The organism is Alteromonas sp. RKMC-009 (assembly GCF_003584565.2).
Classification (GTDB): domain Bacteria; phylum Pseudomonadota; class Gammaproteobacteria; order Enterobacterales; family Alteromonadaceae; genus Alteromonas.
Window position 1 is genome coordinate 3882160 of sequence record NZ_CP031010.1, and the last position, 21333, is coordinate 3903492.

The 21333-nt window shown below is 50.8% G+C and carries 14 protein-coding genes; 8 read left to right on the forward strand and 6 right to left on the reverse strand.

Annotated elements, in window-relative coordinates; genetic code table 11:
• Positions 1 to 40: 40 nt before the first annotated feature.
• Complete coding sequence (gene asd / locus DS731_RS17085) at positions 41 to 1162, reverse strand: aspartate-semialdehyde dehydrogenase (RefSeq protein ID WP_119502466.1); 1122 nt, start codon at positions 1160 to 1162, stop codon at positions 41 to 43.
• Between the two features lie 374 nt (positions 1163 to 1536).
• Here asd and nhaC point away from each other — a divergent pair, with 374 nt between their 5' ends.
• The 7 genes from nhaC (at position 1537) to cyoE (ending at position 8770) form a co-directional block, all read left to right on the forward strand.
• The gene (nhaC, locus tag DS731_RS17090; protein ID WP_119502467.1) at positions 1537 to 2958 is read left to right on the forward strand and encodes a Na+/H+ antiporter NhaC; all 1422 of its coding nucleotides are present in this window, start codon (positions 1537 to 1539) and stop codon (positions 2956 to 2958) included.
• Positions 2959 to 3366: 408 nt separating this feature from the next.
• Positions 3367 to 3777, forward strand: coding sequence for a hypothetical protein (locus tag DS731_RS17095; RefSeq protein ID WP_119502468.1), 411 nt, complete (start codon positions 3367 to 3369; stop codon positions 3775 to 3777).
• 181 nt (positions 3778 to 3958) lie between these two features.
• On the forward strand, positions 3959 to 4897 hold the full coding sequence (cyoA, locus tag DS731_RS17100) for a ubiquinol oxidase subunit II (protein WP_119503476.1): 939 nt from the start codon (positions 3959 to 3961) through the stop codon (positions 4895 to 4897).
• A 2-nt stretch (positions 4898 to 4899) separates the two neighbouring features.
• Positions 4900 to 6888 (forward strand): cytochrome o ubiquinol oxidase subunit I, encoded by a 1989-nt coding sequence (cyoB, locus tag DS731_RS17105; RefSeq protein WP_119502469.1) that lies wholly within the window; start codon positions 4900 to 4902, stop codon positions 6886 to 6888.
• Positions 6885 to 7487 carry a cytochrome o ubiquinol oxidase subunit III gene (cyoC, locus tag DS731_RS17110; RefSeq protein WP_119502470.1) on the forward strand — a complete coding sequence of 201 codons (603 nt, stop codon included), beginning with the start codon at positions 6885 to 6887 and terminating at the stop codon, positions 7485 to 7487. Before cyoB ends, cyoC begins: the two co-directional genes overlap by 4 nt.
• Positions 7487 to 7825, forward strand: a complete 339-nt coding sequence (gene cyoD, locus DS731_RS17115) for a cytochrome o ubiquinol oxidase subunit IV (RefSeq protein WP_070126334.1) — start codon at positions 7487 to 7489, stop codon at positions 7823 to 7825. The genes cyoC and cyoD overlap by 1 nt, the downstream gene beginning before the upstream one ends.
• A gap of 48 nt (positions 7826 to 7873) precedes the next feature.
• Complete coding sequence (cyoE, locus tag DS731_RS17120) at positions 7874 to 8770, forward strand: heme o synthase (protein WP_119502471.1); 897 nt, start codon at positions 7874 to 7876, stop codon at positions 8768 to 8770.
• 85 nt (positions 8771 to 8855) lie between these two features.
• Here the strand turns inward: cyoE and DS731_RS17125 are convergent, their stop codons facing one another.
• The 3 genes from DS731_RS17125 to DS731_RS17135 form a co-directional block, all read right to left on the reverse strand.
• Positions 8856 to 13196: an alpha-1,6-glucosidase domain-containing protein gene (locus tag DS731_RS17125; protein WP_119503477.1), complete on the reverse strand. Its 4341-nt coding sequence runs from the start codon at positions 13194 to 13196 to the stop codon at positions 8856 to 8858.
• Between the two features lie 62 nt (positions 13197 to 13258).
• Complete coding sequence (locus DS731_RS17130) at positions 13259 to 16300, reverse strand: TonB-dependent receptor (RefSeq protein ID WP_119502472.1); 3042 nt, start codon at positions 16298 to 16300, stop codon at positions 13259 to 13261.
• 151 nt (positions 16301 to 16451) lie between these two features.
• Positions 16452 to 17363 (reverse strand): LysR family transcriptional regulator, encoded by a 912-nt coding sequence (locus DS731_RS17135; RefSeq protein WP_119502473.1) that lies wholly within the window; start codon positions 17361 to 17363, stop codon positions 16452 to 16454.
• A gap of 120 nt (positions 17364 to 17483) precedes the next feature.
• On the opposite strand from DS731_RS17135, the gene DS731_RS17140 reads away from it, so the two are divergent.
• Positions 17484 to 18590: an NADH:flavin oxidoreductase/NADH oxidase gene (locus DS731_RS17140; protein ID WP_119502474.1), complete on the forward strand. Its 1107-nt coding sequence runs from the start codon at positions 17484 to 17486 to the stop codon at positions 18588 to 18590.
• A 78-nt stretch (positions 18591 to 18668) separates the two neighbouring features.
• Here DS731_RS17140 and DS731_RS17145 read toward each other — a convergent pair whose 3' ends face one another.
• Positions 18669 to 19592 carry an alpha/beta hydrolase gene (locus DS731_RS17145; RefSeq protein WP_161599174.1) on the reverse strand — a complete coding sequence of 308 codons (924 nt, stop codon included), beginning with the start codon at positions 19590 to 19592 and terminating at the stop codon, positions 18669 to 18671.
• 68 nt (positions 19593 to 19660) lie between these two features.
• Positions 19661 to 21253, reverse strand: a complete 1593-nt coding sequence (locus DS731_RS17150) for an N-acyl-D-amino-acid deacylase family protein (RefSeq protein ID WP_119502476.1) — start codon at positions 21251 to 21253, stop codon at positions 19661 to 19663.
• Between the last annotated feature and the right edge of the window lie 80 nt (positions 21254 to 21333).

The window sequence follows — 21333 nt, forward strand, 5'->3', positions numbered from 1 at the left end:
GTTTTCACATCGCCCTTCCGTTTTATGCTTTTTTAACGTTTTATGCGTCCAGGATAATCCGCAGCATGCGACGCAGCGGTTCAGCCGCGCCCCACAATAACTGATCACCGACAGTGAAGGCAGAAATGTATTCCGGCCCCATTGTCAGTTTACGGATACGACCGACAGGAATCGATAAAGTACCGGTTACTTTTGCCGGCGTCAGTTCCTGCATGGTGATCTCACGGTCATTCGGGATCACTTTCACCCAGTCATTGTGCTTCGCCAGTAAACCTTCGATTTCTTCAACACTCAGGTCTTTTTTCAGCTTCAGAGTAATAGCCTGGCTGTGACAGCGCATTGCACCAACACGAACACATAATCCGTCTACCGGTACCGGTGAGTCCTGAGTACCCAGGATCTTGTTCGCTTCAGCCTGCGCTTTCCATTCTTCACGGCTTTGACCTGACGGCAGTTGTGTATCGATATACGGGATAAGGCTGCCGGCCAGTGGCACACCGAACTGATCTGTCGGGTTTTCATCAGAGCGGATAAATTCAGCAACCTGACGGTCGATGTCGAGAATAGCTGTCGACGGGTCGTCTACCAACGCTTTCACATCACCGTACACTGCGCCCATCTGACTGAGCAATTCACGCATGTGCTTTGCACCGGAACCGGAGGCTGCCTGATAAGTCATAGGCGATGCCCACTCAACCAGATCTGCTTCAAACAAACCACCCAGCGCCATCAGCATGAGCGATACTGTACAGTTACCACCTACATAGGTTTTTACGCCGCCCTGCAGACCTTTATCAATTTCACCACGGTTTACCGGATCTAAAATGATCACAGCATCATCTTTCATCCGCAGAGCTGAGGCAGCATCGATCCAGTAGCCATTCCAGCCGCTTTCGCGCAGTGCCGGATAGACTTCTTTAGTGTAATCACCACCCTGACAGGTAATAATAATATCCTGCTTTGCCAGTGCTTCGATGTCATTGGCATCTTCCAGTACACCGCAATCTTTACCGGCGAAATCCGGCGCAGGTAACCCTTTTTGAGAGGTCGTGAAAAAGGTTGGCTCAATGAATGAGAAATCGTTTTCTTCCTGCATTCTTTGCATTAATACAGAGCCGACCATACCGCGCCAGCCAACTAAACCAACTTTATTTTGAGACATTCTCTGAACCCTTCTTGTGTCCTTCCCGGCGCCTGTCTGACGGCAAAACCTCTTGCGGGCTCTTTATCTTTTGCCGTTGTTCACCGGAAACCTGTTGTAAAGGCCGCAGTCTATAAAGAAAGTCACGGCTTTGCCAGCAGCATTTGTTATCAGCAATAGCTGTTTTTCATACAAGACGGGTAATTTCCGTTGAACAGTCAGTATTGCGCGATGTTGCGATTGCGCTGTGTCGTTGATTCCGATAGGGTAGAAATTAGCCAGAAGAATAATAAGCTATTGATTTAGATTAACTTACCTGCCCTCTCCGGCCACTAAGATAATAAAAGAGCCCGCTTTTATCAGCAGGAACGGGACATATACAAGGATGCAGAATCATGCAAACAGTCAGACAACCTTCTCTGCTCCAGGTCGGATTACTCGCCGGCGTAATTATTCTGATGATAATTGTTATGACCCAATATACTCCGCTTCCTATTCAGCTGGCGCTTCTGGGCGCCTGGTTTGCCACCCTCGGGCTGGGGAAATGGCTCGGTCGCAGTTATGAATCCATGCAAAACGGACTGCTTACCGGCATCTCTCAGGGTATGGAAGCCATTCTCGTACTCATCGCAGTGGGTGCACTGATTGGCAGCTGGATGGCCGGCGGCATTGTGCCTTCTATTATTTATTACGGCCTGTCTGTGATGACACCTCAGATATTCCTGTTCGCCGCATTTTTTATCTGTGCGGTAACTTCCCTGGCGACCGGTACATCCTTCGGTACTATCGGTACCGCAGGCATCGCCATGATGGGGATTGGTGAAGGCTTTGGTCTGCCCGCCCCTCTTGTCGCCGGTGCTGCCATCTCAGGGGCTTATGTGGGAGATAAATTATCCCCGCTGTCTGACACCACCGTGATGACGGCCTCATTGTGCAGAGTCGATCTCATCGAACATATTAAATCCATGCTTTATATCAGTGTACCCGCCATAGTGATTGCCAGTGCCCTGTTTTTGTTCACCGGCATTCTCACAGGCCATCAGGGAAGTACCGGACGGGCAACAGAAGTTATGGCTGTTATAGATGCCTGGTTTACGGTCAGTCCGTTTATGATCTTGCCCGCACTGGCGGTCATCACCCTGCTCATTCTTCGTCAGCCGGCGGTTCCGGTTATCTTCTTTGGTGCTTTACTTGGGGTTGTCTGGGCCGTCTTATTTCAGCAGCAGGATGTCATACCGGCATTGGAAACGCTGTATGACGGTAGCCACATCGAATCTGATGACAATGTTATCGCCGTGCTGCTGAACCGCGGCGGTATGATGTCTATGCTGCCAAATATTCTGCTTATCATTCTGGCTCTGGGCATCGGCGGCCTGATGGAAGCCACCGGTGTACTGGCTACCATCACCACCTCACTGCAACGCTGGGCTGATAACGTAACAAAACTGGGTTTATCCACACTACTGGCAGGGATCATTGGCAATATATTGGGTGGCGCGGCCTATGTATCACTGATTACCGCCAGCACGATTACCGGTAAAAACTATGATGCGACGGGTACGGACCGGCGGGTACTGTCCCGTAATGCAGAATCCGGCGGAACGGTGGTGACACCGATGATTCCGTGGTCAGACGGAGGGGTATTCATGGCTACTACCCTGGGTGTGACCACAGCAGCTTACCTGCCATATTTATGGTATCACCTGCTGGTACTTGGTATTGCTGTTCTCTACAGTTTTACCGGCTGGTTTCATTTCAACAACGCCATCCGGCCCGCAAAAACCTTTACTAACGAACAAAAAACAACCGAATCGTAGTCGCAAAAATCGCAGGTTCACGCTCCTTATCTGAATATTTCCACTATTTAACTATTGTTGCGCGATTGTTAAATCCACAACAAAATCAGGGACTATTGGTAAGGGTAAAAGGAAAAAACTACGACTTTGGTCATGCGTCCATAAGACCTTAGGAGCGATCAGGTCGGATATTGACTCATATTGTCTTAAATTGATATGGATCAACCCCGCCCCAAATGAAAACAAAATGTTAACAGCGATCACAAGACGTTTTCACGCCTGCCGGAAATCTGTTCTTAGTCTCTTTTACTTCACTTGAGTCCCCGGTGATTTTTCTCTACTCTCTGACGCCCGAAGACTAATTTCCTGTTGAAAAGTCGTTTCGAGACAATTCAGCATGACCGGTACACACGAGGACAGATAGTCAGCATGATTACCTCATTGCTCACCAACAATGCTTATGCGGTTTCCTTAAACCGTATGGCAATTGACAGCACCACGCGTGTTGGGGTGGTGCTTTGGCTGGCGACCCTCGTACTGGTATTCAACGTGTCTTTAATTATCAGCGGTATCATGGCGGACTCATCGGAGTTTGTCGGTGCCCTGCATGACAACCTTGTTGTCGAACCTCATTCCCTGGCAGTGATGCACGAAGCATTATCTGTGTTCTTCTTTTCAGCAGTCCTGCTCATCTGTTTATTGGGTATTCAGCTACAGCCCGCCCCGTTAGCGCGCGCCGGTGTTGCTGCCTCCCCGAAACCAGTTTTAATCGTTAACGACGATTACCGACAGCCGTTTGTACAACAATCCGGCAGTCGCGCACCACCTTCTGACAAGTGATTTTCTGTTGATTACAGACGTGCCTCAGGTACGTCTGTAATCAAGAGCGCGTCGCGGGTCACTCCTCTGCTGGTTCACGCCGTGTTCACTTGTTCGAAAACCTTCGATAGTCACTATCGGAATATTACGCGTGTCGTCTCTGACGGCAATAACGTTGAACCCGGGTTATAGGAAAATGCTTTTGTCTATTCGTAACCTTTCTAAATTAGCTTTTGCGTCAATCGTGCTGTTACTGGCCGGTTGTAGCGGTGGCGTACTTGATCCGAAAGGACAGGTAGGTATTGAAGAAAAGAACCTGATCATTCTGTGTACGATTCTGATGCTTATCGTTGTTATTCCGGTGATTGTACTGACGCTGTATTTCGCCTGGAAATACCGCGCGAGCCGCGACTTTGAAGTCTACACACCGAAATGGGCTCACTCTACCAAGATTGAAGCCACGGTTTGGTCTATTCCAATTCTGATCATCATTGCACTGGGCATCATTACGTGGCAATCAACCCACGCATTAGACCCTTATGCACCGCTTGAAGATAAAGGCGAGCACATGACTGTTGAAGTGGTTTCACTCAACTGGAAATGGCTGTTCATTTATCCTGAGCAAGGCATTGCAACGGTTAACGAACTGGTGATTCCGGCTGACAAGCCAGTTTCATTCAAAATCACTTCTGAAGGCACAATGAACTCGTTCTTCATTCCTCAGTTGGGTAGCCAAATCTACTCAATGGCAGGCATGGAAACTCAGTTACACCTGATTGCTGATGAGCCGGGTACCTACAAAGGTATTTCTGCGAACTACAGCGGTGCGGGTTTCACTGGTATGAAGTTCGACACCATTGCTACGCCAACTGAAGCCGACTTTGATGCCTGGGTTCAGAAAGTAAAATCAGAAGGCGGTTCCCTGACTTCTGAGAACTTTAAGCAATTAGCTGAAGATAGTGAAAACCACCCTGTCACTTATTACAGCACGGTCAGCGACGGTCTGTTCCACGAAATCATCATGAAGTACATGAAAGATCATGGCTCTATGGATTTCTATGGTAAGCCAGCTAATGCTGCTACAGGCGTAAAAGCCGAGGCGATGCAGCACAAAGGCCATCACATGGGGGTTGAAGAGTAAGTATGTCTTTTTTAGGTAAATTATCTATTGAGGCTGTACCGTACCACGAGCCAATCGTAATGGTTACGCTTGCGGTAGTTGCAGTACTTGGTCTGGTGATCGCAGGTCTGATCACCAAATACAAAGCATGGGGCCCGCTGTGGCGTGACTGGATCACGTCCATCGACCACAAACGCCTGGGTATCATGTATATCCTGCTTGCACTTATCATGCTTATGCGTGGCTTTGCCGACGCTATCATGATGCGTACGCAGCTCGCTGCGGCAACAAACGGCGCAGAAGGCTATCTGCCGCCGGAACACTACGACCAAATCTTCACCGCGCACGGTGTTATCATGATCATCTTTATGGCAATGCCATTTATGGTGGGCCTGATGAACATCATCGTTCCGCTGCAGATTGGTGCTCGTGACGTTGCCTTCCCGTTCCTGAACAACCTGAGCTTCTGGCTGACCGCTGGTGGTGCAATTCTTATCAACCTGTCTTTAGGTGTAGGTGAGTTTGCGAAAACCGGTTGGGTTGCTTATCCGCCACTGGCGGGTCTGGAGTACTCTCCGGGTGTCGGGGTTGATTACTACATATGGGCCTTGCAGATATCCGGGCTCGGGACGCTCTTGACCGGGGTTAACTTCCTGGTAACTGTATTCAAGATGCGTGCGCCGGGCATGAAACTGATGCAAATGCCTATCTTCACCTGGACTTGTACCTGGGGTAACATCCTGATTGCTGCGTCATTCCCTATTCTGACTGCAGTACTGGCGATGCTTACGCTTGACCGTTATCTTGATTTCCACTTCTTCACCAATGATTTAGGTGGAAACTCGATGATGTACATCAACCTGTTCTGGGCGTGGGGTCACCCTGAAGTATACATTCTGGTTCTGCCAGCATTCGGTATCTTCTCGGAAATCATTTCTACCTTCACTGCGAAGCGTCTGTTTGGCTATAAGTCAATGGTGTACGCGTCGGGTGCAATTGCAATCCTGGGCTTCATTGTTTGGTTACACCACTTCTTCACAATGGGTTCCAGCGCAAACGTTAACGCCTTCTTCGGTATCATGACGATGGTTATCGCCGTACCGACCGGGGTTAAACTGTTTAACTGGCTGTTCACTATGTACCGTGGCCGTCTGACTATCACAACACCTGTGCTGTGGACGTTAGGCTTCATGGTTACTTTCACCATTGGTGGTATGACAGGCGTACTGCTTGCTATCCCGGGTGCTGACTACGTACTGCACAACAGCTTGTTCCTGATTGCTCACTTCCATAACACTATCATCGGTGGTGCGGTATTCGGTTACCTGGCAGGTTTTGCTTACTGGTTCCCGAAAGCGATGGGCTTCAAACTGGATGAGAAAACCGGTAAAGCGGCATTCTGGTGCTGGCAGATTGGTTTCATGGTTGCGTTCATGCCATTGTACGTTCTGGGCTTCTTAGGAATGACCCGTCGTCTGAACCACACTGACAATCCAGACTGGAACATCTGGCTGTACATTGCTGCGGGTGGTGCATTCATCATCGCTGCAGGTATCTTCTTCCAGTTGCTGCAACTGTTCATCAGCTTTAAGAACAAAGAAGCACTTAAAGATACTACGGGTGATCCGTGGAATGGTCACACGCTGGAGTGGTCAACTGCGTCTCCGCCTCAGTACTACAACTTCGCTGTTATTCCTCACATCAAAGACATTGATGCATGGACTGACATGAAAGAGCGTGGCGAAGCGTATCAGAAGCCTGAGAAATATGCCCCGATTCACATGCCTAAGAACACCTCTGCTGGTTTCTTCATGAGCATGAGCTTCACGGTAATGTGTTTTGCACTTATCTGGCACATCTGGTGGCTGGCCGCTGTTGGTTTCATCGCCGGTATCGCAGTATTCATCAAGCGCTGTTACACCAGCGACGTAGATTACTACGTACAGGTTGATGAAGTAGAGAAAATCGAAGCAGAGCATTTATCTGCTAATGCTAAAGGAGTGAACGCATGAGCTCAGTAGCTACTGATATGCATCACGATCACGACCACGAGCATCACGAGAGTAATAGCGTTTTCGGCTTCTGGGTTTACCTGATGACCGACTGTCTGTTATTTGCCTCGTTCTTCGCAACCTACGCAGTGTTGTTCATGAACACTGCCGGTGGCGTGTCTGGTAAAGACATCTTTGAACTGGACTTCGTTGCAGTTGAAACCGCGGCACTACTGTTAAGTAGTATCACCTTCGGCTTCGCAATGATTGCAGCGCACAAGCAAAACAAAGGCGGCACACTGTTATGGTTGGCTGTGACGTGGGTTTTTGGTGCCGTGTTCATCGGTATGGAAATCTATGAATTCCATCACCTGATCGTTCACGGTAACGGCCCTGATACCAGTGCCTTCCTCACCGCGTTCTTCTCGCTGGTAGGACTGCACGGTCTGCACGTAACTTCAGGTCTGATTTGGATGACCATCATGATCATCGAAGTGATGCGTCGTGGTCTGAAAGATCAAACTGTTACGCGCTTGAGCTGCTTAAGCCTGTTCTGGCACTTCCTGGACATCGTCTGGATTTGCGTATTCACCGTTGTTTATCTAATGGGAGCACTGTAATGAGTCAGCACGATTCTCACGCTGTTAGCCATGCAAACGACCATGGTGATGTGAAATCCTATGTGATTGGGTTTGTACTGTCGGTCATCCTGACAGTCATCCCTTTCTGGATGGTTATGGAAGGCGACTTCTCTAAAGGCACCACTATCTGGAGTATCGTTACGTTAGGTCTGGTACAGATTTGGGTTCACCTCAAATACTTCCTGCACCTGAACTTCGTTACCGAAGATGGCCGTGCAAGCACGTTCTCGTTCCTGTTCAGTGCCCTGATTATCTTCATGGTAGTCGGTCTGTCTGTCTGGATCATTTACGAGTCTAACGCGATGATGATGTACTAGCCTCCCGGCTGGTACATTTTCTGAGCGTACGCGAGGTAAACTGGAAATATGAAACCTGTATTTCGTCGATATTTAACCGTGACTAAGCCCGGCATTATTATGGGCAACCTGATCTCTGTCGCCGGTGGTTTTCTGCTGGCATCACGGGGGGACGTTGACTTTATGCTGATGGCGGCAACGCTGATTGGCTTATCACTGGTTGTTGCATCCGGATGTGCAATTAATAACTGCATTGACAGGGATATTGATGCCAAGATGCAACGTACCCGCTCCCGGGTTACCGTGACCGGGGAAATGTCGCTGAAAGCCGCATTCTGGCATGGCATTGTGCTGGGTGTGATGGGTTTTACCCTGCTAGTGGCGTACACCAACGCCACTGCGGTGTTTTTCGCTGCACTGGGTTATGTGGTGTATGTAGGCGTTTATAGCCTGTATATGAAACGTAACTCTGTGTACGGCACACTGGTTGGTAGCTTGTCTGGTGCGGTTCCCCCGGTTGTGGGTTACTGTGCGGTAAGCGGCCAGTTCGATGCTGCCGCTGCCATTCTGCTGGTGATGTTTAGTTTGTGGCAAATGCCCCACTCTTACGCCATCGCTATTTTCCGTTTCAAAGATTATGAAGCGGCGAATATTCCGGTACTGCCGGTTGCAGAAGGTATCGAAAAGGCCAAACTGCATATCGTGCTTTACATTGCGGTATACGCGATTGTGACCATGATGCTGTCGATTGCAGGATACACAGGTATTGGTTTCCTGGCCGTCGCCTGTACCACCAGCTTCTGGTGGCTGCTGATGGCACTGCGCGGCTATCGCCCTGATATCGACATGACACGCTGGGCGCGTCAGGTGTTCGGCTTCTCCATACTGAACATCACGATCCTCAGTATTGCCATGGCGGTAGACTACCACGATGTAGCACCTAAACTGTTCGCCTTAGCGCTATAGACTAGTAAATACGAAAAAGGGCCGCTCAATTGAGCGGCCCTTTTGTTTTGGTAATTCACTAATCGCTATATCTCATCGATAAACATCATAGCGCCGTTACCGTTATCACAGGCTTACTGCCATCTGGCCCTGATACCGTGAAGCAGTAGGTGCCGGCTTCAGCGTTGATCATCAGGTTGTTATTACTGACCCCCAGCACTTTGGGAACATCTACCATCACTTCGTTTGAGGCTTCGCCATCTGGATTACCGAAGTTCACCGTGCTCCAGTCCTCCGAGGCGACCTTAAACTCCGTTGCACCACCGCTAAGCACGATATCCGCCGTATAGGTGCCATCGCCCTGCCACGTCAGTGTGTTGTCTGTACCCCATGAATTCATGCCGCCACGAATAAATACTGGTGTTGCCCCAAAGAATTGCTCTTCGAAAACACCAATGGTAGGTATTTCACCATTTCGCGCTGACAGCACAAACACGTAGCTGTTGCTCGCTTCAATGGTCAGCACCAGGTTTTCGTTAGTCGCGGCAAGGAACTGGGTTGCACCCACGTTAACGGCAGTATCTGACTCGTTATTTGTCATTCCGCCCAGGTTAACCGTAGACCAGTCTTCCGACGCAATCTTGAACTGATAAGTGCCCGGCTCCAACGTAGTAGCAAAGGCGTATACCTTATCGCCCTGGTAGCTAAAGGCATCGTCCGTTCCCCAGCCATTCATATCGCCACGCAGATAAACGGTGGTGGGTGCAAATGGCTCGTCATAGTTAACTGTCAGGATTGGGGCGCTGGTATCTGAAGCATCCACACGGAATTCATACAGTGCCGTTTCTGCTGGCGTAAAGCTCAAATTGGTATTACTGACGCCCAGTACCATGTCGTTACCCAGGGTAACAATACCGTCAGAACCGTCTGCCGCTCCCAGGTTGACGGTAGCCCAGTCTTCCGACGCCATCTTAAACCCATACGTGGTGCCGGCGTTAAGTGTTGCCGTCACGGTGTACACGCCGTCGCCCTGATAGGTAAATGGTGTATCCGTGCCCCAGCCGTTCATGTCACCGCGCAGATAAGCAACGGTATCACCAAACGGCACAACATCCGGCGCACCGGCTGTGGCGTAAGCCGACAAGCCATAGCCTTGCGCGCCCATTTGCGGTTTTACGAATACTGCAGTGGTCAGTGCGGGCACGGTAAAGGTACCGTTGCCTTCGTCATCGCCGGTCCCTTCCGTGAACATGGCCGTACGTACCGTATTGTCTACTGAGTTGATCAGCACGTTGTGTAATTCAAAACCGGTTGCCGTAGCGACAGTAATGGATTTTTCTTCGTAGCCGGTGTTTACCACCACCATAATGGCATCGACGGCGGGATCGATGTCCGCCAGTGGTGTTTCACTCGTTTCGTTATACCCATCATCAATGCTCATAGCCACCAGCCCCACTTGCTGACGGGCACCGATGTTATGGAAACCCACGCGCTGAATGATGTCGTCCATGGTGGTCAGGCGGAATAACTTGCTGCCAGAGCGGATCATCAGGTATTCATCGAACACCGTGGAAGCAAATTCAATTTCGCCCATGCTGGCAGCACGCTCGGCATCATAGATAAATGCACTCATTTCATCCCAGCGCGCGGAATTATCTACTGCCAGCGGCAGGCCAATATTCCAGTTATTGGTATTGAAGGTGAAGTCCACATAGTTGAACCAGTCCCCGGCATCGTAACTGTTGCGATCCATCGACTTAGAACGCAGGAAGTCGCCGCCCATTTGGAGGAACGGAATACCCTGAGACATCAGCGGCAGAGTGATACCGATATTCTGTGCACGAACACGTTCTTCGAGGGTGAGATCCATGGGCAATGAGTAGTTAAACTGATCCCACAGGGTTTCGTTGTCGTGTTTGGATACATAATTGATCACATCGGCAGGATCCTGTGCGTAACCACCCAGACTACTGGTTGTGGTCGCAGAGCCGCCGGAGGTTTCCAGCACATAGTCGGTGAGTGTACCGGCCATGCCCATTTTCAGGCGATCCTGCGCACTCAGCGCTTCATCACTTTCAGGGTTAAACAGATGACCGTAACGAATAGCATCACGAATGCGGTCGTTATAGGTACCGATTTGGGTGCCGCCCATATTGATCTGGTTGGCCTGCTCGTAACCTCTGTCTTCCTTCAGCCACCCTTCACCGTAGAAATAGTTATCTTCGTCAATGGCCTGAACGGCATCGCGCAGACGCACCATGGTATCGACCGTGGCCTGACTCATGATGTCAAAGCGGAAGGAATCAAACTTATACTGCTCAGTCCACAACAGCAGCGAATCCAGCATCAGTTTTTCCATCATCGCCTGTCGGGGTTCGGTATCTTCACAGCAGGTTTCCTGCACCATCGCGCCGGTTTCTACGTCGTAACGGTGATAATAGCCCGGTACCACTTTATCCAGCACTGAACGCGGATACACGCCTGAAGCATTGGTGTGGTTGTACACCACATCCAGCACAACCCGCAGACCGATTTCATGCAAGGCCATATTCATTGCGCGCATTTCAACGATACGCTGAACACCCTCGGCATCAGAGGCATAGCTGCCTTCCGGCACATTGAAGTGATACGGATCGTAACCCCAGTTGAAAGAATCATAGCCACGCATTTGATCTACAAGCGCCTGGGCTTTACCGCCTTCAGAGGCCGGATCGTAGCTTTCCAGCAGATCTTTGATAACCGTGCCTTCCGGTTCCTCATCGCAGATTGCGGCATTACGATTCAGACGACACAAATCACCTACGGTATCGTTGATATTCACTACATTTGCAGGATTTTCGTCCACGCTGGCAATGTCGTTAGCAGGTAGCATATGGAAGTGGGTCAGACCGGCATCTGCCAGCTTTTGCAGGTGTGCAACCGGTGCGGTGCCTTCTTCCGTGAACGCCAGATATTTACCCCGGTTTGCCTCTGAGGTGGATTCATCAAGGATACTGAAGTCACGGATATGACCTTCGTAAATCACCGCATCTTCCGGATCGGCAATGGTCGGGATGGTCTGGGTATCCCAGCCGTCTGGCTTAAGATCGTCATCAGACAGATTCACGAAGCGTGAGAAACGGCTGTTGGTCGATAACGATACTGAGTACGGGTCGGTGACTTGCAGGGTTTCCAGCTCACCGGTGACGGGGTGATAAACTGTAACCTCAAAGCGGTACAGAGTACGATCCAGTGACATATCGCCGTCGTAGCGCCAGATCCCGGTATTCTCATCCAGTGTCATCGGATAAGTATTCTGCAGCGACTTGCTGTCTGAATAGCTTAGCAGGCTGACCTGCTGTGCAGTAGGCGCCCACACCACGGCAGAAATGCCAGTGTCGGTATAAACCGGTCCCAGCGTCGCTTCGTTGGCATCGTCATCGCCGCTGGTGTAAAGCACATCCAGCACGTTAGCCAGCTGAATGCCGGTTGCAGCAACCAGTTTGCCTTCACCGTTATAGCCGCCAATTGCAGTCTGGGTTTTCAATACCGCTTTCGCCGCGGCTTCATCCCAGTCGCCCTGCCACGCCTGCATGGATTGCAGATGAGGTGCCAGCGCAATTTGCTCGTCGGTGAGGGTGGTTTCGGTAAGTGTCAGTACGGTGCCGTTGAGGCCATCTTCCAGAGTGGATTCCAGACCGGCGGTTTCACTGTAGTGCAGTTCCACAACATCCACACCTTCCGGTGCGTTCCACAGAATCGTATTCACATCCAGCCAGTGTGCACTAAGACCTTCAACATCGACGGGTTGTTCACCTAAAGAAATAATCGGAAATTCGAAAATGATTGCTTCACCAGACAGTGTGAAGTTCATCCGTGTATAGGTTTCGTCATCCTGAACCAGCGAGCCGGCAAAGTCGCCGCCGCCCATTTCCTTACCGGCATCGTCAGTACCTTTGTGGATAATGAAGTTATGGCAGGTACCATAGTTTTCTTTCAGCTCCAGCACCCAGTAGGCCCCGAAATTCGGATCGATACCGGTTGGCTGACGACCGTTAGCCCAGTCTGTATCCGCATCGGCGTAAGCATCACAGGTATCATTGTTCCAGGTATGCAGACGCCAGCCTTCGTAGGCAGGATCGTTAGGTACATTATCGGCATCCACTGAACCGCGGTTGTAATAAAGCACCGCCTGATATTCTCCCGGGAAGAACACCGGATCAGGTAATGTCGGATCGGCCCCCACTACGCAAGCATTGTTGGCTTCATTCGGTACGGTTGGCGGATCGCACTCGATGGGAGGCGGCGCGACACACTGTGTGCCCGTTGAATCCGGGATCAGCGGCGAGTCGCAGGTAAGCAGGTTATTGCTACCCGATTCGATATCCGGGCCGCCACAACCGGTTAATACAAAAAGTGTCAGTATGCAGGCCAGCAGCCCGCAAGTCTGTTTGGTAAGTCTGGTCATATCTGATGTCCATTTACGTCCATTCGCTTTGGCGCTATTCAGTTTGTTCATGATTATTGTTCTCACAGTGAATAGGTCAGACCGAGGTAATACTGGGTACCGAAGAATTGCAGTGTGCCTGTTTGCTCCGGTGTCGAGAAATAGCTTCGGGTTGGTTCGTCGGTGAGGTTGTTCACCTGGAACAGCATGCTCAGGTTGTCGTTAATTTCGTATGAGGCCTGATAGTCAATCACCAGCTCATCGTCGAAGTTTACGGTCTGATCATTTACCGCTACCTGCTGGGATACGAAGGCATCACGATAGCGGGCAGACACCCGGGTTTCGAAACCTTCGTACTCCCAGAACAGTGTCGCCGTTACCACATTCTCGGACAGACCCGGTAACTGGCTGGCAAACACGCCTTCACTTAATGTTCGCTGGATTTCACTTTCGGTGAACGAATAGCTGGCGCTCATACCTAAACCAGACCACATGCCTGGCAGCATGCTGTAAATCTCGGTGTAAGCGATTTCGATACCGCGAATGTAACCGCCCTCGGCATTATTAATCGCCGTTTCGTACCGGCCATTTTCGGTAGGCACTGTCACGAACAGCGGATCGCCGGCGGCATCCAGAGCGAATTCAGGCTCCTGGCCGCTGAACTCACTTTCCAGATACACCGGCACCTGAACAGATTCCGGCACGGTGAAACCGTTACCTTCAAAGTCATAAGGCTCTACAGCAATATTCTCGATGAAGGATTCAATGTTCTTGTAGAAGCCCGCTACAACCAGCGCGCCGTCGGTTTCGTCGAAATAATATTCGTAAGACAGGTCGTATTGCGTTGCATAGAAAGGTTCCAGATACGGGCTGTTGCGTGCCGACCCATTTACCCGCGCAGTGGGTTGAGACAGGGTGATTTCGCCGGAGTCTCTGTCCATGGTAGCGGTAATCGTTTCAACATTGGTCGAGGCGTTTGCCGCAAAGCGGTTGATTGGCGCCCGGCCCATGACTTTGGCTGCAGCAACCCTTAGCTGTGAATTATCGGTCAGTTTAAAGTTCAGGTTGATGGACGGCAGCACATCGGTAAATTCGTGAGTCAGTACTGTCGGGCGATAGAAGTTGTTGATCAGGCCCACTTCGTCTGTGATGTTCTGCGCACCGGCGATAGGATCGCTCACTTCCACACTGGCACCGGTCTCGGGATCGGTAATCATCTGCGTGGCGCGCTGCAGCGTGGTGGATGCCTGTTTGGTACGCACATAACGCACGCCCACATTACCGGTCATGGGTATGCCAAACAATTCTGTGTCCAGATTCGCCATCAGATATGCTGCGTTTACTGTTTCAAATACTTCACCACTTTCCTGTATCGTCCAGGCCGACGCGGCGCTTGTACCATCGCCATTGATCACACCCGCGGCACCAGGCCCCCAGGTTTGCACCGGTTGCGGAATGCCGTCGGGAAACCACGCGTTCAGTGCGGTGTTCAGGTCGATAGAAAGATAACTGGGGAAATAGGCAAAATCCCCGGACCAGTCCACCACTTCAGACATCCCTTCAGTGATATTCAGCGGCGGCTGACTGACTGAGAAGCCGCCGTCGTTACCGTATTCGAAGACTGAACGGTCATTACTGTATTCACGGTCAGAATAGCGGTAGCCGAACTCAATGCCAGATACTACCGGCATATCGAGGAAATACTGGAAATCTGCCCGGTAAGCATCGAGGTCATCTTTGTTTTCGTATGGATAAATACCGTATTTGCTGATCATGGCGCGATTCAGATCGGTAAACGCGTCAGTCTGATTAAACGCCAGATCCGGCAAGTCGAGGCCATTCAGCAGATAACTGATTTGCACGTTTTCATCAAAGGTCGGATTTGCAGCACTGGCATCTTCCGCCACCAGCGACCACAGCAATCCGTTGCGGAAATCACTTTCTGCCGTGGATTTTGAAATATCAAACTGTGCAGCCAAATTATCGGTTATCTGCCAGTCGGCTTTGATCCCGAAGCTGGCCACCTGATCGAAATCCTGGTTATCATCATTCACCAGTTCTACACGGGTGAAGCTATTATCAGATCGGGCGAAGGTACCGCCAATGACACTGTTATTTACCACCACCGGATTAATGATATTGGCGTTAATGCCACCCAGCTTGACCCGGAAGCCGCGGGCAAAAGCTTCGGAATCAAACTTAGACAGAAACGCATCGGCTTTCAGTTTGAAGTTATCCGTTGGCGCCCATTCCACCGAGGCCATGTAGCCATTGCGGGTCTCTTCACCGCCCTTGTGCTGCATTTCAAATCCTTCGGAAATGTATTCGCACTCAGGGCAATCAGTTCCGGCAGCATCGTTGTCGCCTTCAATACCATCCACATCTACCGCACCGTTATAGGCCAGGCCAATGAACTGAGTAGACACACTGGGCTGAAACAGGCGCGCATAACCCAAAGACAAACCCACCGTGTCATCCATAAACTTGCCCTGATAGGAGAAGCTAAGGCGATGACCATATTCCTCGGCATCAGGGATTTCGTCAGCTCTGTCATTGAACATGCCGCGAACATTGGCATTGAACGTGTGCGTTTGTTCGTTACTCAATGCGCTGGCGGTTTGTAGTTCAACGGTTCCGGCAACACCCCCCTCAATCAGTGACGCTTTGGGGGATTTATAAACGGCGGCGGAATTAATCAGCTCGGAAGGATACTGATCGAACTCAATAGCGCGGCTACCGCTCGTAGATACCTGTTCCCTGCCATTCAGGGTTGAAAAAACGAAATCACCAGACAGACCTCGAATATTGATTTCTGCCGCCTGACCACCGGTTCTCACTGCCGAAATACCCGGCAGACGCGTTAATGCATCGGCCATGGAGACGTCGGGCAAGCCACCAAGATCGTCAGCAGAGATCTGCTCGGTAACCGTGTCACTGAAGCGCTTCTGGTTAAGCGACTGGATTAGGCTCGAACTGAAACCGCGTACTTCAATACGCTCAATGGATTCGTCGTCACTGGTTGTTACGGACTCTTCAGCCTGCTGAGCGTGCAACGCAGAACTGGAGAGGATGAGACCGCTGGCCAACAGGCCTAGGGTAATAATGTTAGGTTTAAATATTTTCATGCTGGGCGTTCCAATAGTTATTTTTTACCCGAAAACCAGCGAACATTTTCGGGCACTATTTTTTATTCCAGCTTAAATCTTATCCTTCTGGTTATTTTTGAAGCAATCTCATGCATACGTATTCATTACAAATAAATTACAAATATTTTACCTACACCTCGCTCAGAATAATTTTAATTTGCTCCCGTATCCATTTTCGCAGGCCGTCTTCATGGGTACGGGGATGCCAGACCTGCTCTATGTTCACATCGGGTAACGACACCGGCGGCTCCCGGCTGGAAAGGTGCTGACAGGTAGCGGTTGCATAGTCAGCGATGGGCTTCAGACAGGTGAGAAAGACCTCCCGGCCGGTCACCAGACGCGGTAACACCATGAAACCTGATGCACCGGCTACCACCCGCCGGGTTAACCCCGCTTCCGCTAAGGCAGTGTCCACATCACTGTTGAGGTTGCCGGTCAGCGTTGACACTACATGGGGCTTGCTGGCATAAGTTTGCACATCCAGTGGCTTACCGGCGGGGATAAGGGCTTTGTCATGCACCACCCGGTACGGTGTGACCATGAGTGACTGACGATAAAAATGTTCGGGAAGATCCCTGAAAAAGCCGGCAATGGCTATGTCACAATCACCTTGCTCCAGCGCCTGCACCGGCAAGCGTCCGGACGTATTGTGCATGACAATAGTTACGCCCGGCGCTTCCGCCTGTACTTTATCCAGTAAACGGGGAAGGAGTAAGAAATCCACCAGATCGGTACCATAAATGTGGATTGCCTCTTCCCGCTGTCCGATGGCATCACCCTCTGCATTAACATAGAACTCTTCCAGACACTTCACCACACAGCATACCTGTTTAGCCATCTGATGCGCTTTGGGCGTTGGTGTAAAGCCGCGTCCGGTGCGGATAAACAACGGGTCATCAAACTCACCACGCAGCTTGTTGAGTTTGTGACTCATTGCAGGCTGACTCAGGTTCATGCGAAGGGCTGCCTTGTTCAGGCTGCGCTCTTCGTAAAGCACTGTAAACAAATACAACAGGTTAAAGTCTTTTGATGCGATATTCATAAATTGGAATTATATTTTCGAAAACATTCACTTTTTAAAATCATAAACCGCCCCTATTACTGATAGCAAGTCAGGGGAGCATTTTGTTCCCGGCCAACTCATTACCATAAAGGAAACGTTATGCCCGATTTATTCAGCCCTTATTCGCTAAAGTCAGTGGAACTCAGAAACCGCATTGCTGTGCCGCCCATGTGTCAGTACAGCGCAGAGGATGGTCTTCCCAACGACTGGCATCAGGTTCACTATGCGTCATTGTCACGGGGTGGTGCCGGGCTTGTGATCGTAGAGGCAACCGGTGTTGCCCCTGAAGGGCGGATAAGCCCGGGATGCCTCGGTTTCTGGAGCGATGAGCATACTCCGGGGCACGCTGCCATTGTTAAGCGCATCAATGAGGGTGGTGCAGTGCCGGGTATTCAGCTTGCTCATGCCGGCAGAAAAGCGTCTGCGAACAAACCCTGGGAAGGTGACGACCACATTGCAGAAGATGATCCCCGCGGATGGCAACCCATCGGCCCGTCAGCGGTACCGTTTGGCGCGAACTTACCCCGTACACCCACGGAAATGACAAAAGATGATATCGAGCGGGTAAAGGCAGACTTTGTTGCTGCCACGAAACGCTCTGTCGAAGCCGGTTATAAGTGGTTAGAACTGCACTTTGCCCATGGCTATCTGGCGCAAAGCTTCTGGTCGCCGGTTGCAAATAAACGTGATGACGAATATGGCGGCAGCCCTGAAAACCGCGCCCGTTTTCTGCTGGAAACCATCGATGCAGTTAAAGCCGTGTGGCCGGAAGATTTACCATTAACAGTACGTTTAGGCGTCATAGAATATGATGGTAACGACGACAAGCTGGTTCCTGAATCCATAGAGCTGATCAAAAAGATGAAAGACCACGGCGTCGATTTTGTCAGTGTATCGGTTGGCTTCAATACACCTGAAGCAAATATTCCCTGGGGCCCTGCCTTCCTGGCGCCGGTATCACAACAAATTCGCGAAGAAGCAGATATTCCGGTCGCTACAGCATGGGGTGTTGATGATCCGGTACTGGCCAATAAAACCATTGAAGACGGACAGCTGGATTTGGTGATGGTAGGCCGTGCTCACCTGGCGAACCCGCACTGGAGCTACGATGTGGCTAAAAAGCTGGGTAAGGACTCACCGTCATGGGTACTGCCCACACAGTATGCACACTGGTTAGCCCGTTACGCACCGGCAGATTATAAATAACGGTCTGAACAGATAATTCTTTGAAACGTTGTCCGCAGGGCAACCATGGCGCAGGTAAGTACCTGCGCCACATCATGCTCAATGATTTGTCGCCTGAGCAGCAATAACCCCGTAGTTTTCCATCCATTCCAGCATATTGCTGAACCAGTCAGTGGGGTGATTCATCCCGAATCCGTGCCCGCCGTCAGGCAGCAGTAACATCTGTACAGGCACCCGCTTTTCCACAAGCGCTGCGTGGTATTGCAACGCATTCCCTACAGGGACGGCTTTATCATCATTAGCGTGAACTATGAAAGCCTGCGGTGTATTGGTGGTGACATTGTCCTGTGCGGAGAAAGTTGAAATTAATCTGTTGTCCGGCGATTCGCCCAGTAAATTCAACCGTGATCCCTGATGCGTTACATCTTCTTTCATTGAGATTACCGGATAGATAAGCACCTGGAAATCCGGACGAAGGATTTTCTTCGTATACGCTTTATTCACCGGTTGTTTGAACTGAGTTGCCAGTGTGGCAGCCAGATGTCCTCCGGCGGAGAATCCCATTACGCCCACCCGGTCAGAATCGATTCCCCACTCTTTTGCATGCTGACGCACCAGACTGATAGCCTGCTGCGCATCCTGAAGAGGACCATAGGACGGATTATCCATAATGTCTTTCAGTGGCATACGGTATTTCAGCACAAATGCGATAACACCTGCCCCGGCGAAACGGCGGGCGACATTAAAGCCTTCTTTATCGATGGCCAGCCTTTCATAACCACCACCGGGCAAAATGATAACAGCGGTACCGTTTCGCTCATCCTCAGGAGGCGCGACCATAGTCAGCTCAGGAGAATCCACTGCGACAACCGAGCGGTCATTTATCACCACCCGTCCCTGAAACTCTGTGGGTGTGTGGGCTATTTCCCCGGGGATCCCTTCAGGATAAAGTGTTAATCCGGTTATCTGAACCTGCTCTGCTGACACCGCAACTCCGCTGTTAATCAAAACAATCAGTATCATACCGGATAAACCGGCCTTGCGGCGCCGCAGTGATAATCTTTGCGACAAACATTGAAAGAGAAAGGCTCTCATACTTTACCCGCCCGGTGAGTCAGGATCTCTCCGGCATGCCGCCCGGTCATGCCTTGCGGTGTTTTTACAATAACCCCGTTCACCAGGATATATTCTATGCCGGTGGGATACTGATGCGGTGAGGTAAAAGTTGCATTATCAATCACTGTCTGCGGATCAAAAATCACAATATCGGCACGGTACTGCTCTGCCAGCGTACCGCGATCAGTCAGATCCATGCGTTGTGCCGGCAGTGCTGTCATTTTATGAATTGCCTCAGGCAACGTCAGTGTTCCCTGCTCTCTGACGTAACGACCCAGTACCCGGGGATAGGAGCCGTAACTGCGGGGATGAGGATTTCCTTCACCGGGTATTGCACCGGCTGTGTCTGTGGCTACGGAGGTAAACGGATATGCCATGATTTGTGTCACATCCTGCTCGTCAATAGCATGGAAAATACCTTGCGCGCCCCCCTGCTCTTCAATTTCCATCGCCAGTTCCGCTGCATTTGCCAACGTCTGCGCTCTGCCCTGCTGAGCCAGTACCTGACCAAACGTCAACCCGTCCCATTCCGGATTTGCAGCAAAATGGGCTATCTGCAGCCTTTCCGGATCGCCGCCACCGCGGTCTTCGCGAATGTTCTTTTCAATGCCGGCTTTCACTTTTGCCCGTGTTGCCGGGTCACCGAGACGTTTTAACACTTCACCGTGACCACCGGCCAGCGACCAGGGCGGAAACAAAATACTGAAGCGGGTTGATGAAGCGGTATAAGGATACTGGTCCAGTGTCACGTCCATACCCTTTTCACGGGCGGCGGTAATCATACCCAGCGTTGTTTCGCTGTGGCCCCAGTTTGGCAATCCCACCAGCTTATGATGACTCACATGCACGGGGATGCCGGTATCTTCAGAAATCGCAATAACTTCTTCCAGCGCTTCAGTGATGAGCGCCCCTTCATCCCGCATGTGCGAAGTAAAAATACCGCCGTACTGGTGCGCGGTTCCGGCCAGAGCCTTTACTTCAGCGTAATCAGAGTAGACACCCGGCACATACTTTAAGCCGGTCGACAAGCCGAATGCCCCTTCTTCCATCGCTTTGGCAACAAGCGCCTGCATAGCCTTAACTTCATCTTCTGTGGCCGGACTGCCAGCTTCACCCATTACTTCACGGCGAACATCATTGTGACCCACCAGCAACGCCAGATTCGGACCAAGAGGTGTCGAGGCAGCCTCCCCGAGAAACTCGCCGGTATGAACCGGTGAAAATCCGCAATTACCGCCAAGAATCGTAGTGATCCCTTGCTGAACCAGATTTTCCAACCCCGGCTGAGTAGCGGCAGAGCGCTCGGCATGAGAATGCAGATCGATAAACCCCGGGCTGACCACCAGTCCGTCTGCTTGTATCACTTGTGCAGCATCACTGGCTGACAGCTTTCCCATAGCGACTATGATGCCGTCTTTAATACCAACATCAGCAGACACTGCCGGTTTGCCGGTACCGTCTATGACCTCTCCCCCGCGGATCAGAATATCGTACTGCGCTGCCGCCAACGGGAAACACAGTGACAATAATCCCGTCCCCAGAACTGCTTTTATTAATCTGCCTGACATCGACGCTCCCTCTTTGTGATCATTTTTTACTGATTGTCATTGTTGTCCGTTATTTATACCCCGGAGAAAGAGCACATGCT

Excerpts from the sequence above, each read along its gene's own strand:
- DS731_RS17140 (WP_119502474.1), top strand. The coding sequence starts at position 17,484 with ATGCCCGATTTATTCAGCCCTTATTCGCTAAAGTCAGTGGAACTCAGA.
- DS731_RS17130 (WP_119502472.1), bottom strand. The coding sequence starts at position 16,300 with ATGAAAATATTTAAACCTAACATTATTACCCTAGGCCTGTTGGCCAGC.
- cyoC (WP_119502470.1), top strand. The coding sequence starts at position 6,885 with ATGAGCTCAGTAGCTACTGATATGCATCACGATCACGACCACGAGCAT.
- nhaC (WP_119502467.1), top strand. The coding sequence starts at position 1,537 with ATGCAAACAGTCAGACAACCTTCTCTGCTCCAGGTCGGATTACTCGCC.
- cyoD (WP_070126334.1), top strand. The coding sequence starts at position 7,487 with ATGAGTCAGCACGATTCTCACGCTGTTAGCCATGCAAACGACCATGGT.
- DS731_RS17095 (WP_119502468.1), top strand. The coding sequence starts at position 3,367 with ATGATTACCTCATTGCTCACCAACAATGCTTATGCGGTTTCCTTAAAC.
- DS731_RS17135 (WP_119502473.1), bottom strand. The coding sequence starts at position 17,363 with ATGAATATCGCATCAAAAGACTTTAACCTGTTGTATTTGTTTACAGTG.
- asd (WP_119502466.1), bottom strand. The coding sequence starts at position 1,162 with ATGTCTCAAAATAAAGTTGGTTTAGTTGGCTGGCGCGGTATGGTCGGC.
- cyoB (WP_119502469.1), top strand. The coding sequence starts at position 4,900 with ATGTCTTTTTTAGGTAAATTATCTATTGAGGCTGTACCGTACCACGAG.
- DS731_RS17150 (WP_119502476.1), bottom strand. The coding sequence starts at position 21,253 with ATGTCAGGCAGATTAATAAAAGCAGTTCTGGGGACGGGATTATTGTCA.
- cyoE (WP_119502471.1), top strand. The coding sequence starts at position 7,874 with ATGAAACCTGTATTTCGTCGATATTTAACCGTGACTAAGCCCGGCATT.
- DS731_RS17145 (WP_161599174.1), bottom strand. The coding sequence starts at position 19,592 with ATGATACTGATTGTTTTGATTAACAGCGGAGTTGCGGTGTCAGCAGAG.
- DS731_RS17125 (WP_119503477.1), bottom strand. The coding sequence starts at position 13,196 with ATGACCAGACTTACCAAACAGACTTGCGGGCTGCTGGCCTGCATACTG.